The organism is Ferrimonas futtsuensis DSM 18154 (assembly GCF_000422645.1).
Taxonomy (GTDB): Bacteria; Pseudomonadota; Gammaproteobacteria; order Enterobacterales; family Shewanellaceae; genus Ferrimonas; species Ferrimonas futtsuensis.
This window is the reverse complement of sequence record NZ_AUGL01000019.1, coordinates 17,089-30,379: the sequence shown is the minus strand read 5'-3', so window position 1 is coordinate 30,379 and position 13,291 is coordinate 17,089. Positions and strand designations below refer to the sequence as shown.

The 13,291-nt window shown below is 56.7% G+C and carries 15 protein-coding genes; 4 read left to right on the top strand and 11 right to left on the bottom strand.

All coding sequences use genetic code 11. The features are described 5' to 3' along the window. Positions 1–71 precede the first annotated feature (71 nt). The 3 genes from G505_RS0112975 to G505_RS23365 all read right to left on the bottom strand — a co-directional run bounded on the left by G505_RS0112975 (position 72) and on the right by G505_RS23365 (position 2,751). Positions 72–836 (bottom strand): hypothetical protein, encoded by a 765-nt coding sequence (locus tag G505_RS0112975; protein WP_245568376.1) that lies wholly within the window; start codon positions 834–836, stop codon positions 72–74. Between the two features lie 120 nt (positions 837–956). Next, positions 957–2,129, bottom strand: coding sequence for a DUF5692 family protein (locus G505_RS0112970; protein WP_211219974.1), 1,173 nt, complete (start codon positions 2,127–2,129; stop codon positions 957–959). A gap of 46 nt (positions 2,130–2,175) precedes the next feature. Then, a complete protein-coding gene (locus G505_RS23365; RefSeq protein ID WP_245568375.1) occupies positions 2,176–2,751 on the bottom strand; it encodes a hypothetical protein in 576 nt (191 codons plus the stop codon). 686 nt (positions 2,752–3,437) lie between these two features. Between G505_RS23365 and G505_RS0112960 the strand changes: the two genes are divergently transcribed. After that, positions 3,438–3,998 (top strand): chalcone isomerase family protein, encoded by a 561-nt coding sequence (locus tag G505_RS0112960; RefSeq protein ID WP_028109948.1) that lies wholly within the window; start codon positions 3,438–3,440, stop codon positions 3,996–3,998. Positions 3,999–4,191: 193 nt separating this feature from the next. On the opposite strand, the gene G505_RS0112955 is transcribed toward G505_RS0112960, so the two are convergent. Further along, the gene (locus G505_RS0112955) at positions 4,192–4,602 is read right to left on the bottom strand and encodes a secondary thiamine-phosphate synthase enzyme YjbQ (protein WP_028109947.1); all 411 of its coding nucleotides are present in this window, start codon (positions 4,600–4,602) and stop codon (positions 4,192–4,194) included. A 198-nt stretch (positions 4,603–4,800) separates the two neighbouring features. Here G505_RS0112955 and G505_RS21500 point away from each other — a divergent pair, with 198 nt between their 5' ends. Further along, positions 4,801–4,995 carry a CsgE family curli-type amyloid fiber assembly protein gene (locus G505_RS21500; protein ID WP_051216179.1) on the top strand — a complete coding sequence of 65 codons (195 nt, stop codon included), beginning with the start codon at positions 4,801–4,803 and terminating at the stop codon, positions 4,993–4,995. A gap of 33 nt (positions 4,996–5,028) precedes the next feature. On the opposite strand, the gene G505_RS21495 is transcribed toward G505_RS21500, so the two are convergent. The 3 genes from G505_RS21495 to dnaB all read right to left on the bottom strand — a co-directional run bounded on the left by G505_RS21495 (position 5,029) and on the right by dnaB (position 8,317). Next, positions 5,029–5,664: a helix-turn-helix transcriptional regulator gene (locus tag G505_RS21495; protein ID WP_051216177.1), complete on the bottom strand. Its 636-nt coding sequence runs from the start codon at positions 5,662–5,664 to the stop codon at positions 5,029–5,031. A gap of 160 nt (positions 5,665–5,824) precedes the next feature. Then, the gene (gene alr / locus G505_RS0112940) at positions 5,825–6,907 is read right to left on the bottom strand and encodes an alanine racemase (protein WP_028109946.1); all 1,083 of its coding nucleotides are present in this window, start codon (positions 6,905–6,907) and stop codon (positions 5,825–5,827) included. A 9-nt stretch (positions 6,908–6,916) separates the two neighbouring features. Further along, complete coding sequence (gene dnaB / locus G505_RS0112935; protein WP_028109945.1) at positions 6,917–8,317, bottom strand: replicative DNA helicase; 1,401 nt, start codon at positions 8,315–8,317, stop codon at positions 6,917–6,919. A gap of 151 nt (positions 8,318–8,468) precedes the next feature. On the opposite strand from dnaB, the gene G505_RS0112930 reads away from it, so the two are divergent. Next, complete coding sequence (locus tag G505_RS0112930) at positions 8,469–10,616, top strand: S46 family peptidase (RefSeq protein WP_245568378.1); 2,148 nt, start codon at positions 8,469–8,471, stop codon at positions 10,614–10,616. Positions 10,617–10,814: 198 nt separating this feature from the next. On the opposite strand, the gene rplI is transcribed toward G505_RS0112930, so the two are convergent. The 4 genes from rplI to rpsF are packed head-to-tail and all read right to left on the bottom strand — an operon-like array spanning position 10,815 to position 12,258. Next, complete coding sequence (gene rplI, locus G505_RS0112925) at positions 10,815–11,264, bottom strand: 50S ribosomal protein L9 (protein WP_028109943.1); 450 nt, start codon at positions 11,262–11,264, stop codon at positions 10,815–10,817. Between the two features lie 42 nt (positions 11,265–11,306). After that, the gene (gene rpsR / locus G505_RS0112920) at positions 11,307–11,534 is read right to left on the bottom strand and encodes a 30S ribosomal protein S18 (RefSeq protein WP_028109942.1); all 228 of its coding nucleotides are present in this window, start codon (positions 11,532–11,534) and stop codon (positions 11,307–11,309) included. An 11-nt stretch (positions 11,535–11,545) separates the two neighbouring features. Beyond that, positions 11,546–11,854, bottom strand: coding sequence for a primosomal replication protein N (gene priB, locus G505_RS22770; protein ID WP_084643986.1), 309 nt, complete (start codon positions 11,852–11,854; stop codon positions 11,546–11,548). 5 nt (positions 11,855–11,859) lie between these two features. After that, positions 11,860–12,258, bottom strand: a complete 399-nt coding sequence (rpsF, locus tag G505_RS0112915; RefSeq protein WP_028109941.1) for a 30S ribosomal protein S6 — start codon at positions 12,256–12,258, stop codon at positions 11,860–11,862. Positions 12,259–12,534: 276 nt separating this feature from the next. Between rpsF and G505_RS0112910 the strand changes: the two genes are divergently transcribed. After that, positions 12,535–13,281: a DUF481 domain-containing protein gene (locus G505_RS0112910; RefSeq protein ID WP_028109940.1), complete on the top strand. Its 747-nt coding sequence runs from the start codon at positions 12,535–12,537 to the stop codon at positions 13,279–13,281. The last annotated feature ends 10 nt before the right edge of the window (positions 13,282–13,291 follow it).

Below are 13,291 nucleotides of genomic sequence, written 5' to 3'. Positions count from 1 at the left end.
GGATTGAGGATGACACCGCCCCTCCTGAAAGCCGGCAGAGCTACGGACGAGGCTCTGCCGGCGTTTCCGGGTTAGAAGGCGTAGTTGTATTCCAACCAGTAGCTGTCGTCCTTGGCGGTACTGTAATAGGCGCGGACGTTCTGCTTCTTGGTCAGCTGGTAGGCCAGGGAGATCTCAAACTCGGTGGCATCCATCTGCAGACCGCCATCCATCACGTCGTCGTCCCAGGACTTACCGTTCAGCTCCATGGTGTAGCGGTAGCTGGCCAGGGTCCACCAGTTGTCGGAAATGGTCCACTTGGCGTAGACCATGGCGGTCCCGATGGTGGAGGCGATATCCACACCACTGGAGCTGGAATCGGGCCATTCAGGATTCAGATCCTGAATGTTGTCGTCCATGATCACCGCACCCACATAGAGGATGGGCCAGATCAAGATGTCTTCCCCAACGGGAATGGTGGCCACAGGGCCCGCCTGAATCACAGAGGTAGACCCGAAGAACGGATGGTCGGCAAACACCGCGTCAACGGAGAAGCCCAGGCCGTTCTTGGTGTTGATGGTGCCGTAACGCAGGCGGTAGGAGCGGTTGCTGGCATACCCTTTGGTCTTGGTGCCCACGGGACCAATGCTGCCATCTGGGTATTGGCCATATTGAATACCACCAAACTTGGGGGTTTTATCGCCTTCATTGAAGATGTTTTTAACTTCAAACAGAATACCGGTCTTCTGATCAAACTCTCCTTTATCTTCACTCAGGGCCATCATCCCTTTCAGGTTGGCACCTTCGCTACCATAAGAGGCACCCAAATAGGTATAAACTTCGGTTGGATTACCCATATCAGGCGCTTCTTCAGAAGCAAATGCAGACAAACTTAGGGCGGCCATCGCTAATGCAGTGAACTTTTTCATTATCAACTCCAGAATCATTTAATTATTTATATGCGTCGTAACCAATAACTAACTCGCCATCTCTTGTTTCAACCGGTAATTTCTCCATTTGGCGCCGAAAACCTGATAGAAGAGGATGGAATTAAGGACGAAGCTCAAAAGTCCAACCGCCAACATTAATTCATCGTTTCTTGGCAACATCACCACATTACTTTCGTACATCGCCGGATTGGTGAAGTAGTACATAAAGGAGAGGGCCAGGGTGAACGCCCGCGCCTGCAACCAGGTGCCTCGGGTGATCAGCAGAGACGGAATGGTGGCCGCAGTCAGCACCATGAACTGGGCCGTGGCGGAACCGGGGAAGTTCAAGTAGACGAAGGCAAAGTTCCACACGTCATAGGCGATGATCCAGAAGGTGGTCATGGCCGGCCAGATCATGTCCTTCTCCTTAGTTTTGGCCGCCTGAATCTGCGCCCAGCCCGTCAGAGTAATGATGGAGAAGATGCCACCGATGGCATTCAGCACATTGGCGGTATAGCCCATGCTGAAGTCCTGCAATACCGCCTCTGAGATGTTCAGTGCCAGGAAACCGGCGGCACAGAACTTGGCCCACTTCATCTCCCCAACCTTGGTGTAACGGATTAGGGTAAACAGCACACACGCCCCGACCACCGAGTAGAGTTTGACCCACTTAAACCAGTAGCTGACGCCATAACTGGCCCACAGAGGAATCAAGACGATGGGCAGAACGAAGAAGATGATCACCGTGGGCCATTTGTAGCGGCGACAGATCTCGTTCATCACCATCAGGCCAATCAGCACCAGCAGCACATGGCCATAGGCCCGGGCCTCAATCCACTTATGGCCGATGAACTTCTTGCCCTCCTTGGCATAGTGAAAGCGGTCGGCAGAGACCACGGTCATCTCGGCATCATCGAAGTTGTCGATCTGCTGGCCGGCAGTGCTGGTGACGATCAAGCGGTCGCCATCAATCTGCCACTGCTTCACCTCGACCTGGTTGTGACCGCCGGATTGCTTGGTGATGGTGACCTGATGGTCAGGGGCAAACTCCATTCTGAAGAAGATGCTGCCCTGACCGGGGTCACCATCCATGGTGCCCTGCCATGTCTGGCCGGCAAACTGGTCGCCGATGGACACTCCATCCAGGTCGTTGGCCAGCACGGTCGGAGCCAGCACCAGGGCCAGCAGCCAGGCGCAAACTAGTTTAAAAAAGGATTTCATTTCGATTCTCCGCGGGGCAGATGCTCTGCCCCGCATTTCAGTAAACTCAGGCAGTCACCGGTTTTTGCCCTGGAAGCAGCGGGCTGCTCTCCTCGGTTCTGGCGTCCACCACCAGCGGCGGTTGCCGGTCCCCATAGGGCGGTTCATTGCCACCCTCCGCATTGGGCTGACGGAACTTCTTGAAGTACCAGAACAGGTAAGCAACGTGCAGTACCGCGTTGGCTACGCCCCAGTAGAGCAGTACCTGATCGTTGGCCCAGTGGGTGGAATCCATCACCTTGGCGAAGGGGTCGCCCATGGCACGGACCAGGATGTGGAACGCCAGGGTGTAGACCCGGGCAATGATGTAGAGCTCGGGGCGCTTCTTGAAGACAGGGTAGAGCTCTGCGGCCATCAGGATGCAGAAGGAACTGGCGAAGTACCCGGGGTTCTCACCATAGACGAACGCCATGTTCCAGGTGGTGTAGAGGAAGTTCCAGGACGCTGTGGAGTAGAACAGCAGGTCATTGGGTGCATCCTTGCCGATAAGCCAGTACTGGCGCTTGCCATTCTTGTACTTGGGGAAGGGCATGGTCACCAGCAGCACGCAACCTGCGATGAAGTTAAAGTAGTTTTCTGTCACCAGATCCTTGACGGTTGCCTCAGCGATATTGAGGAAAAGAACGCCGTACAAAACCCACAACACCCAGTCTTTTCGGAAAAACTTAAGTATGCGATTTGGATTTTCATAATAGAGATATGCAATTCGTGCGGTACCAACAATTAATGCCGTTGGAATAAGCACACTGACGGTTTTAGCCCAACGGAACCAGCCATCCAAATTGTCTGCCCAGAGAGGGGCAGTTAATAAAGACAACAACCAGAACAGAAAGGTAAATCTTGGTGTTCGCCTCATCATTTCGACGAGAACTAGCAGAAATACAATGTAGCCCACCATGGAAACTACATAGGTAGAAATCGGGATAGCCATACCAACCTCAGAATTTATCCAGACTCACTTTAGAGCTTTTACTCTAATCATTGGTTTGGCCGATTTTCATGACCAGGATCAAGAAATTTCCCGCCCACTTTCTAAACCAACATCAATGTGGTTCGAACCAGATTCTTTAACCCCAAAACAGAGCTGCCTGTCAATTTGACAATCTCATTTGAAGCTTTTACCCAAATTTGACCACCCCGACAGACAGGTAACCCCATTCGTTAACATGAGCGAACATTTTAGAAAAATAGATTGATTTAAATCAATAAAAAATAGATTAGAGCAAATACTCTAATGAGGATTCTGGCCATATATTAAGGTGACCCAAGATGCAAAAAATGCCCCTGCTTTCCCTCTGCTTCTCCCTGGCCTTCAGTAGCACCGCCTGGTCGGTGACCATGGCCGATGTGGAGCTGGCCGACAACCTGAAACTGGACGGTGTCGAGATGCCCTACCGAGGCGCCGGCATCCGATCCAAGTTCTTCATGGACCTTTATGTCAGCTCCCTGTACAACCAGGAGAGTCTGCCCGCCGGTGAGTTGATGGAGGGACGCACCGCCACCACCATTCAACTGGACATCATCTCGTCGATGATCACCTCGGAAAAAATGACCGCCAGCATGGAGGACGGATTCGCCCGTTCTGCCGGGAAACACCTTCCCGAGCTGAAAACTCAGATCTCCGAATTCACTCAGGCGTTCAGCGCCCCGGTCAGTGAGGGCGACACCTTCCAGATCGTCTCCATACCCGGCCAGCCGGTGGAACTGCTGAAAAATGGTACCAAGCTGGTGGCCGTCGAGGGTGAGCTGTTCCGCTCGGTACTGCTGGGCATCTGGCTGGGTGACGACCCTCTCGACGATGACCTGAAAGAGGAGATGCTGGGACTCTAGCCAACGGGCATCCCCGGCAGGGGTTTTCTGGCTTAGGTCGGCCAAGAACAACTGCTGAGGCTCACCCCGCGTAGGTCGTACTGTCCGGATACGCCGCCGGACCGCTTCGGGGCCAGGCCAAGCCTGGCCCCTTTTTTGATTGGGTGCCCCATTCTGGAATAAGGGGTACAGACAGGCAAACCCGCGGCGCAGCCTAACTCATCAGTGTCGCCAGGACGCGACGCTCTCCCCCATGATCCCTGTGCTCGCCCAGATAGATCCCCTGCCACTGCCCCAGGCCCAACCGTCCATTTCTGACAGGAAGCATCAGGCTGGTTCCCAGCAGGCTGCTCTTGATGTGGGCAGGCATATCGTCGTCCCCCTCATAGTCATGGCGAAAGTAGCGGGTGCCATCGGGCACCAGACGGTCGAAAAAGGCGGAGAAGTCCCCTCTGACCGTGGGATCGCAATTCTCATTCAGCGTCAGGCTGGCGGAGGTGTGCTGCAACTGCAGATGCACCATACCTGCGGAGATCTCTCCCAGGGGCAATCCCCGGCAGATCTCCTCGGTGATCAGGTGGAACCCCCGAGGGCGTTGCTCCAGCCTGAGTTCAATCTGTTTCATCGGCTCATCCTGGCTTTTGTGGTGATAACGGCATAGTGGCACCTCTCCCACAGGATGCAAGCGCCGCCGGGGCGATGGGCTAGTCCATTCGGGGGAGGAAACTACACTTTCGGGTAATGGGCTGATGCAGGCTCAGCCCCTAAGTTAGGCCCTTGACTGCGACCCCACCCGGAGCTGAGCTCAATAAGGAGTAGAGCGGTGCGCTTACTGATCTTGATGCTGCTGATGGCGATGCCCCTTCCCAGTCCGGGGGAGGACATCGAACTGGACGGCATGCTCTTCGACCGCACCCTGACGCGATTTGGCAAGGAGTTCATCTACTACTACGCCGGTTACTGGCGGAACTTGCCAGGAACTCAGGGGTTTATCGTGACTGTTTATGAAACCGGGTAATCAAGGTGAATGATAAATGCTATGGAAAACAACCTACCTTGATTTCAAACCCAGCTTACTCACCAGCTCCACCCGATTTCGGGTCTCGGTCTTGCGGAAGATGGAGGCCAGATGCGCCTTCACCGTGTATTCGGAGATAAACAGCTCTCGGGCAATCTCCTTGTTCCTGGCGCCCAGGGCCACCAGCTGTACCACGCTCTGCTCCCGGTTGGTCAGTTTCTCCTGCTCCTGGCGTTTTTGCAGCTGAACCTGGCTGCCAATCATCCGTGTCACCGCCTTTTCCAGGGTCGCCCGGGAAAACCACAGCTCCCCCTGCATCAGAGCCCGTAGCGCAGACAGCGTCATATCCACCCGCTCCTCCTGGAACAGCAGCCCCTTGAGGCCCAGAGTCAACAGTTGCACCGAGTCCACCTGAGGCTCTCTGACATCGTACAGCACCATGGCGTTGTGAGGCAGCCAGGGGCGGGCCCAGTCAGGCAGGCCGCTGGTGCCGATTCCCCCCTGCCAGGGCACCAGAATCAGAGTATGGGGGTCGACCTGAGGCTCGGGCGAGAGGGGGTCCTCCAGGGTGTGCATCTCCACCGGAATACCCAAGGTGGCACACAACATGGGCAGTGAGCTGGGCAGCTCGCCACTCTGATAGAAGAGAATTTTTGAAAAGGGGGTCATAGGCATTCCTTGCGCTCAAAAAGCCGGGCATCCATTGCCCGGCATGACCGTAACGACCCCAACCTAAAGGCTTAGAGGAGAAAGTTCAAGAAAGTGAATGCAGATCAATAGCATACGCAAGCAACTTGGAGGCACGTCATAAGCTGCGCTTAGGGATGCCCTACTCCACGTAACGGTATTGAACCCGGGCAGTGGTGCTGCACAGCAGCTCATACGGGATGGTGGACGCACATTCGGCAATCTCCTCCACCGGCAGCCCCTTACCCCACAGCACCACAGAATCGCCCACCTGGATCGGATCATCGCCGATCTCCACGGTGATCATATCCATGGAGACACGACCAGCAAGGGGATAACGTTTGCCGTTGATCAGCACCGGCGTACCGCTGACCGCGTGACGGGGATAGCCATCTCCATACCCCATGGCAATCACCGCCAGACGGGTATCACGGCTGGCGCGCCAACTCTGACCGTAGCCCACAGGATCGCCCGCCTTGTGCTCCCGTATTGCCAACACCGCGGTTTTCATGGTCATCACCGGCTGAAGTTCATAATCTTCCGGACGCCCGGCAATCATCGGCGAGCCACCGTACAAGGCCAGCCCGGCACGCACCCACTGGCCATGGGACGCCGGCCAGGCCAGAGTACCCGCAGAGTTGGCCAGGGTACGCTCACCAGGCAGACTCTTGGTGAGCTGATTGAACAGGGCGATCTGCCGGGCGGTTTCCGGGTTCTCCGCTTCATCGGCCACGGCGAAGTGGGTCATAAAGTTGATCTCCCCCTGGATGTTGTCCAGGGCACGCAAACGCTGATACAGGGCTTCAAACTGATGGGGCTGAACCCCCAGGCGGTGCATGCCTGTGTCCAGTTTCAGCCAGATGCGCACCGGCTTGCTGAGGGTGGCACGCTCAAGGATCGCCACCTGTTCACTGTCGTGGATGGCCACCTCCAAGTCGTGGCTGGCCGCCAGCTCCAGATCCTCTTCGGAGAACACTCCCTCAAGCAGCAGCATCCGGGCACCGATCCCTTCGCGGCGCAAGCAGAGCGCCTCCTCCAGCCTGGCCATGCCAAACCCATTGACGCCGGCATCATCCAGCCATCGGGCCAATGTGGTCAGGCCATGGCCATAGGCGTTGGCTTTCACCACCGCCATGACCTTTGCGCCGGGCGCCAGTTGGCGCAGCCGGCCCAGGTTGTGCAACAGGGCACTTCGGCTGATCTCAGCCACAGGGGAAAATCGCACTGCAGATCCTTATTCGTCGTACTCGAAACCGCCGCCGGCATAGTTGTCAAAGCGGGAGAACATCCCCTGGAAGGTGAGAGGCACCTTACCAATGGGGCCGTTACGCTGCTTACCGATGATGATCTCGGCGGTGCCCTTCTCGGCGGTATCCGGGTGATACACCTCATCCCGGTAGATAAACATAATCAGGTCGGCATCCTGCTCGATGGAGCCGGATTCACGAAGGTCGGAGTTCACCGGGCGCTTGTCGGCCCGTTGTTCCAGAGAGCGGTTAAGCTGCGACAGGGCGATCACCGGTACGTTCAGCTCCTTGGCCAACGCTTTGAGGGAACGGGAGATCTCGGCAATCTCCAGGGTCCGGTTATCGGCCAGGGCCGGCACCTGCATCAGCTGCAGGTAGTCGACCATGATCATCGAGAGGCCTCCGTGTTCACGGGCGATGCGCCGTGCGCGGGAGCGGACTTCCGTTGGGGTCAGGCCGGAGGCATCATCGATGTACATCTTGCCCTGCTCCATCATCAGCCCCATGGTACCGGAGACCCGGGCCCAATCCTCGTCGTCAAGCTGACCGGTCCGGATCTTGGTCTGGTCCACCCTGCCCAGAGAGGCGAGCATACGCATCATGATCTGTTCCGAGGGCATCTCCAGAGAGAAGATCAGCACCGGGTGGTCCTCATTCATGGCCGCCGCTTCACACAGGTTCATGGCGAAGGTGGTCTTACCCATGGAGGGACGGGCCGCCACAATGATCAGATCCGACGGCTGGAAACCGGCGGTCATCTTATCCAGATCAGAGAAGCCACTGGAGACCCCGGTTACCCCGTTGTGGGGGTTGGAATAGAGCTGCTCAATCTTATCGACCGTCTTCTCCAGGATGCTCTTGATGTTCTCCGGGCCCTCGTTGGCATTGGCCCGGCTTTCGGCAATCTTAAACACCTTGGTTTCCGCCAGATCCAGCAGGGCGGCGGAATCCCGGCCCTCCGGATTAAAGCCGGCGTCGGCAATGTCGTTGGCCACCTTGATCATCTCGCGCACCACCGCCCGTTCACGAACGATTTCGGCGTAAGCGACAATGTTGGCGACACTGGGAGTGTTACGAGATATGTCAGACAGGTAGGGGATACCGCCGACGTTTTCCAACTCACCCTGACGGCTCAGCTCTTCGGATACAGTCACCAGATCCAGAGGGTGCCCCCCCTCCAGCAACAGGGACATGGCAGCGAAGATATACTGATGGCTGCGGCTGTAGAAGTCTTCTTTGACCACTCGCTCGGCCACCTGATCGAACACATCGTTGTTCAGCATCAAGCCGCCCAGGACCGACTGCTCCGCCTCAATGGAGTGCGGAGGTATCTTCAGTTGGTCGACCGTTTTCTGGTGCCCGCTTTCGCGCTGGCGTGTTTCTGCCATGTTAAACCCGTTACACTCGGAACTTTTAGTTGATAAGATTGCCCCTTTCCGGGCGCCAGCCCAGACAGGATTCATAATAATAAAGGGATCTCCCATGCCAACCAAAGTTTCTTCTTCGGTATCAGCATTGGCGCTGAGCCTCGCCTTTGCGATGCCCGCCCTGGCGAACGAGGGCCAGTGGCTGCCAATGCAGATGCCGCAACTGGCGGATGAGCTGAAACAAGCCGGCATCCGTCTGCCAGCGGATCAGCTGGCCGATCTGAACCAGTATCCAATGAATGCGGTGGTGGGGCTCGGCTATTGTACCGCCTCCTTCGTCTCTCCCAAAGGCCTGGTGGTCACTAACCACCATTGCGCCTACCGGGGCATTCAGTTTAACAGCAACGAAGAGCACAACTACCTGGATGATGGCTTCCTGGCCACCTCCATGGACAAGGAGCCCTCTGCCGGCCCTCAGGAACGCCTCTACGTCACTGACAAGATTGAAGATGTCACCGACAAGGTGTACGCAGGCACCACCGACGAAATGGACGGCTATCAGCGTTATCACACCATCCAGGGCAACCGCAAAGCCCTGCTCAAAGAGTGTGAGTCCAACGACAACTATCGCTGTCACGTTCGCAGCTTCCACGGTGGCAAGAAGTACTACCTGCTGCGTCAGCTGATGATTCGCGACGTGCGCCTGGTGTACGCACCGCCCCAGAGCGTCGGCTCCTACGGCGACGACATCGACAACTTTGAGTACCCCCGCCACAGCGGTGACTTTACTTTCCTGCGCGCCTACGTGGCTCAGGACGGCTCCCCCGCTGCCTACAGTGAAGAGAACGTACCCTACCAGCCCAAGAGCTTCCTCAAGGTCAACGCCAGCGGCGTTCGCGAGGGAGACGGAGTTCTGGTGGCCGGTTACCCGGGCCGTACCAGTCGTCATAAGCTGCTAAGCGAGCTGGAGTTTGCCTCCGATTGGCAGTACCCGGTGGCCGCCAGCCGCTATCAGCACCATATCGATCTGATCGATCAGTACGGAATGGACGATGGCGTCATCAAGATCGCCTACGCCGGCACCAAGGCCAGCCTGGCCAATCGCATGAAGAAGCTGAACGGCCTGCTGGACGGTTTCCGCAAAACCGACATCCCCGCCATCAAGGGCAGCAGCCAACAGGCGTTCATCGACTGGCTCAAGGCCGATGCCAACCGCGCCAACCAGCTGGCCAAGGTGGATGAGCTGGAGCAGAAGCTGGCCGAGCAGCGTCAGTACAAACAGCGTGCCTTCTACTTCGAGAACGCCCAGTCCAGCGCCATGCTCAGCACCGCCAACCGCCTCTACAAGCTGGCCAACGAGCGTCAGAAACCGGATGCGGAGCGTGAAGAGGGATACCAGGAGCGCGACATGAAGATGCTCCAGGGTCGCCTCAACCGCCTGTCTCGAAGCTACGATTCCCGCATGGACCGTGCTCTGTGGCAGACCGACATCGATGCCTACCTGACTCAGGACAACCGCACCGCGGCCCTGGACAAGGTGCTGGAGACCCTGAACCTGGATCAGGCCTACGCCAACACCGAGTTGCACGACGGCGCCAGGCGCCTGGAGTGGATGACCCAGCCTGTGGAGGCCTTCAAGGCCAGCAAGGATCCCTTTATTCAGATGGCTGTGGCCCTGTTTGATGCCAATGAAGCCAACCGTAAGGAGCGCCAGACCCTCGCCGGTGAGATCACCGCCGCCCGTCCGGCGATGATGGACGCCCTGCTGGAGTGGTACGACAGCCGCAATCAGCCTGTCTACCCTGACGCCAACGGCACCCTGCGCATCGGCTATGGCGTGGTGGATGGCTACCAGTCTGCCGACGCGCTCTACAAGCAACCCTTCACCAAGCTGGAAGGGATTGTGGAAAAACACACCGGCATCTACCCCTTCAATGCACCGGAAAAAGTGGTTGAGGCGATCAAGGCCAAGCGCTATGGCAGTTACTTCCAACAGAGCCTGAAGGCACAAAACCAGGCCTGGTACTGTTCCATCTTCTCCTGTCCTGAAGCCCGTGATGCCCACTTCGGCTCTGTGCCGGTGAACTTCCTCTCCAGCGTCGACACCACAGGTGGCAACTCAGGCTCCCCCATCCTCAATGGCGACGGCGACCTGGTGGGCCTGAACTTCGATTCCACCTATGAGTCCATCACCAAGGACTGGTACTTCAACCCGGCGATCACCCGAGCAGTGCACGTGGACTTCCGTTACGTGCTGTGGATGATGGAGCAGGTCGACAGTGCCGACAACCTCCTCAGTGAGCTGACCCTGGTGGAGTAACCTGCTCCAGGCTCAATCAAGAATGGCGCACTCTGGTGCGCCTTTTTTTGGGTTGTTGGCCAGTCCGCTGCACGGGAATGAGCGCCCTGCTTGTCAGCGGGTCCCAGCCCTCAAGCTGATGGCCGACGCCTGAGAGTCGGGCATAAAAAAACACCGCCCGGAGGCGGTGTTTTTCAATCTTCCGGCTAATGCGGCAGATTACTCAGCAACAACGGTGATCTTAACGTCGGTGCTAACTTCGCTGTGCAGAGCGATAGCGATGTCGAATTCGCCAGTGTGACGCAGGGCGCCTTCAGGCAGACGAACTTCAGACTTGGCTACTTCAACGCCAGCCGCAGTGATAGCGTCGGCGATGTCACGGGTACCGATGGAACCGAACAGCTTACCTTCGTCACCGGCCTTGGAGGCGATAACAACGGCTTCCAGAGCAGCCAGTTTCTCGGCGCGAGCTTCAGCAGCAGACAGCTTGTCAGCGATGTTCTTTTCCAGATCAGCGCGACGGGCTTCAAACTCAGCGATGTTGGCTTCGTTAGCGAATACCGCTTTGCCTTGAGGCAGCAGGTAGTTACGAGCGTAACCGGATTTAACGGTTACCTTGTCACCCAGACCGCCCAGCTTGGCAATTTTATCCAGCAGAATAACTTCCATTACCTTTTCCTCTACTTTTAAAGGGTTAACCTAATGCCGAACTTAACCTTGCAGGTCAGTGTAAGGCAGCAGAGCCAGGTAACGAGCACGCTTGATGGCGCGAGCCAGCTGACGCTGGTACTTAGCGCTGGTGCCAGTGATACGGCTCGGTACGATCTTACCGCTTTCGGTAACGTAGTTTTTCAGAGTCGCTACGTCTTTGTAGTCGATCTCAGTAACACCGTCTGCAGTGAAACGGCAGAATTTACGACGACGGAAATAACGTGCCATTTGGGCATCTCCTATGAAATAGGTTCAATTGAGTCAGCGTGCAATACCAGGCGGCTTTGGCCATTCCTGCTCTGTTGCCAGGCAAGGAATCCCGCCACCCGTATTGGCTGACCTGAGTCCAATGAATCCAGTAAGGGTTGCGCTTCCCGACCGCTTACGACCACCTGTATCTTGCAGTACACAGGACGATTCAGTCCCGCTTCCTGCTGCATGGAGCGGTGCTCCAGAACGAAGTACCCATGGGGAACTCCGTTGATACCGGTTGCCCGTTTAGGAGGCCGAAGGACGGTGCCCGTCAGCTCCAGGCGGTTGGTATTCACAACGATTACTCGGCCTTGGCTTCCTCAGCAGCAGGTGCAGGAGCAGGCTTGGCTTCGCGACGCTCTTCACGCTCACGACGCTCTTCCTTGGCTTTGGCCATAGCGGAAGGCTCGGTGATAGCGCCTTTGGTGCGGATTACCATGCTGCGGATAACGGCATCGTTGAAGCGGAAAGCAGTTTCCAGCTCTTCAACGGCTTCAGCGGTAGCTTCAGCGTTAACCAGAACATAGTGAGCCTTGTGCAGCTTCTCAATTGGGTATGCCAACTGGCGACGGCCCCAGTCTTCCAGACGGGTTACAGAGCCACCATCTTTACCGAGGGTAGCGGTGTAACGCTCGATCATGCCAGGAACCTGTTCACTCTGATCAGGGTGAACCATAAATACGATTTCGTAATGACGCATTATTGATCCTTACGGTTATTCAGCCTCTTGCAGGCTCAGCCAGACCTGGAGGCAAGGAACAAAAAGGGTTTCGGCTGATTAGCCGGCGCATATTACAGTAAATGGGCATGCCGAGCAAGAAATTTGACCGCGTAAACCGAGGTTTTTGCCCCCCGATTCCCCTTGGCGACGTCAGTTCATCGCCACCTTCCACTGATGGCGGGGGCGGAGTACACTGTGTCTCTGCTACTGGCCCGCAACGGGCCCATCCCATAATGACAAGAGTGCACAAACACAGTGTTAAAGACACCCTATTGGCTGCCCATACTGCTCATCGCTCCCAATGCACTGGCTCTGGTGCCGCCGGAGTACAAGGACCCTGAGGACCGCCTCAACGCCGAGGTGGAGCTGGGTCTGCAATACACCTCGGGCAACACCGAATCCAGTAACTTCAACAGCCGGGGCAAGCTGGTCTACGACGGCGACTCCGCCAAGCACGAAACCATACTCAAGGCCTACTTCGCCTCAGACAACCAGAGTGCCACCGCAGAGCAGTACACCGTCGAATATCAGCTCGACTACAAGCTGAGCGGCAGTCGCTACCTCTATGGCCGTAGTGAACTTATCTGGGACAGGTTCGGCTCCTTCACCCGCCAGCAGATCTACTCGGCGGGTTACGGTTTCACTCTAATTGACCGTCGCCACACCAAGCTGTCACTGGAGGCGGGTGGCGGTTACCGTTTTAACGAACCCAACCTCACCGATGACGACGCGGATCAGAGCAGCTCTACAGACGAAGGGATTGCCCGTTTCTCCGGTAAGTTTGAGCAGCGGCTCCATGAATACACCACCTTCAATGCGGAAGGGGCCGTGGAAACCGGTAACCGCAACACCGTTGCCACCCTGAAGATTTCCATCCGCAACCAGCTGTGGGCGAACCTGGCTCTGAAGATCGGCACCGACATCAAGTTCACCGACCGGGTGCCAGAGAACAGTGAGCGCACCGACATCATCTCCACGGTCAATCTGCTCTATACCTTTTAGGGCACAGAAT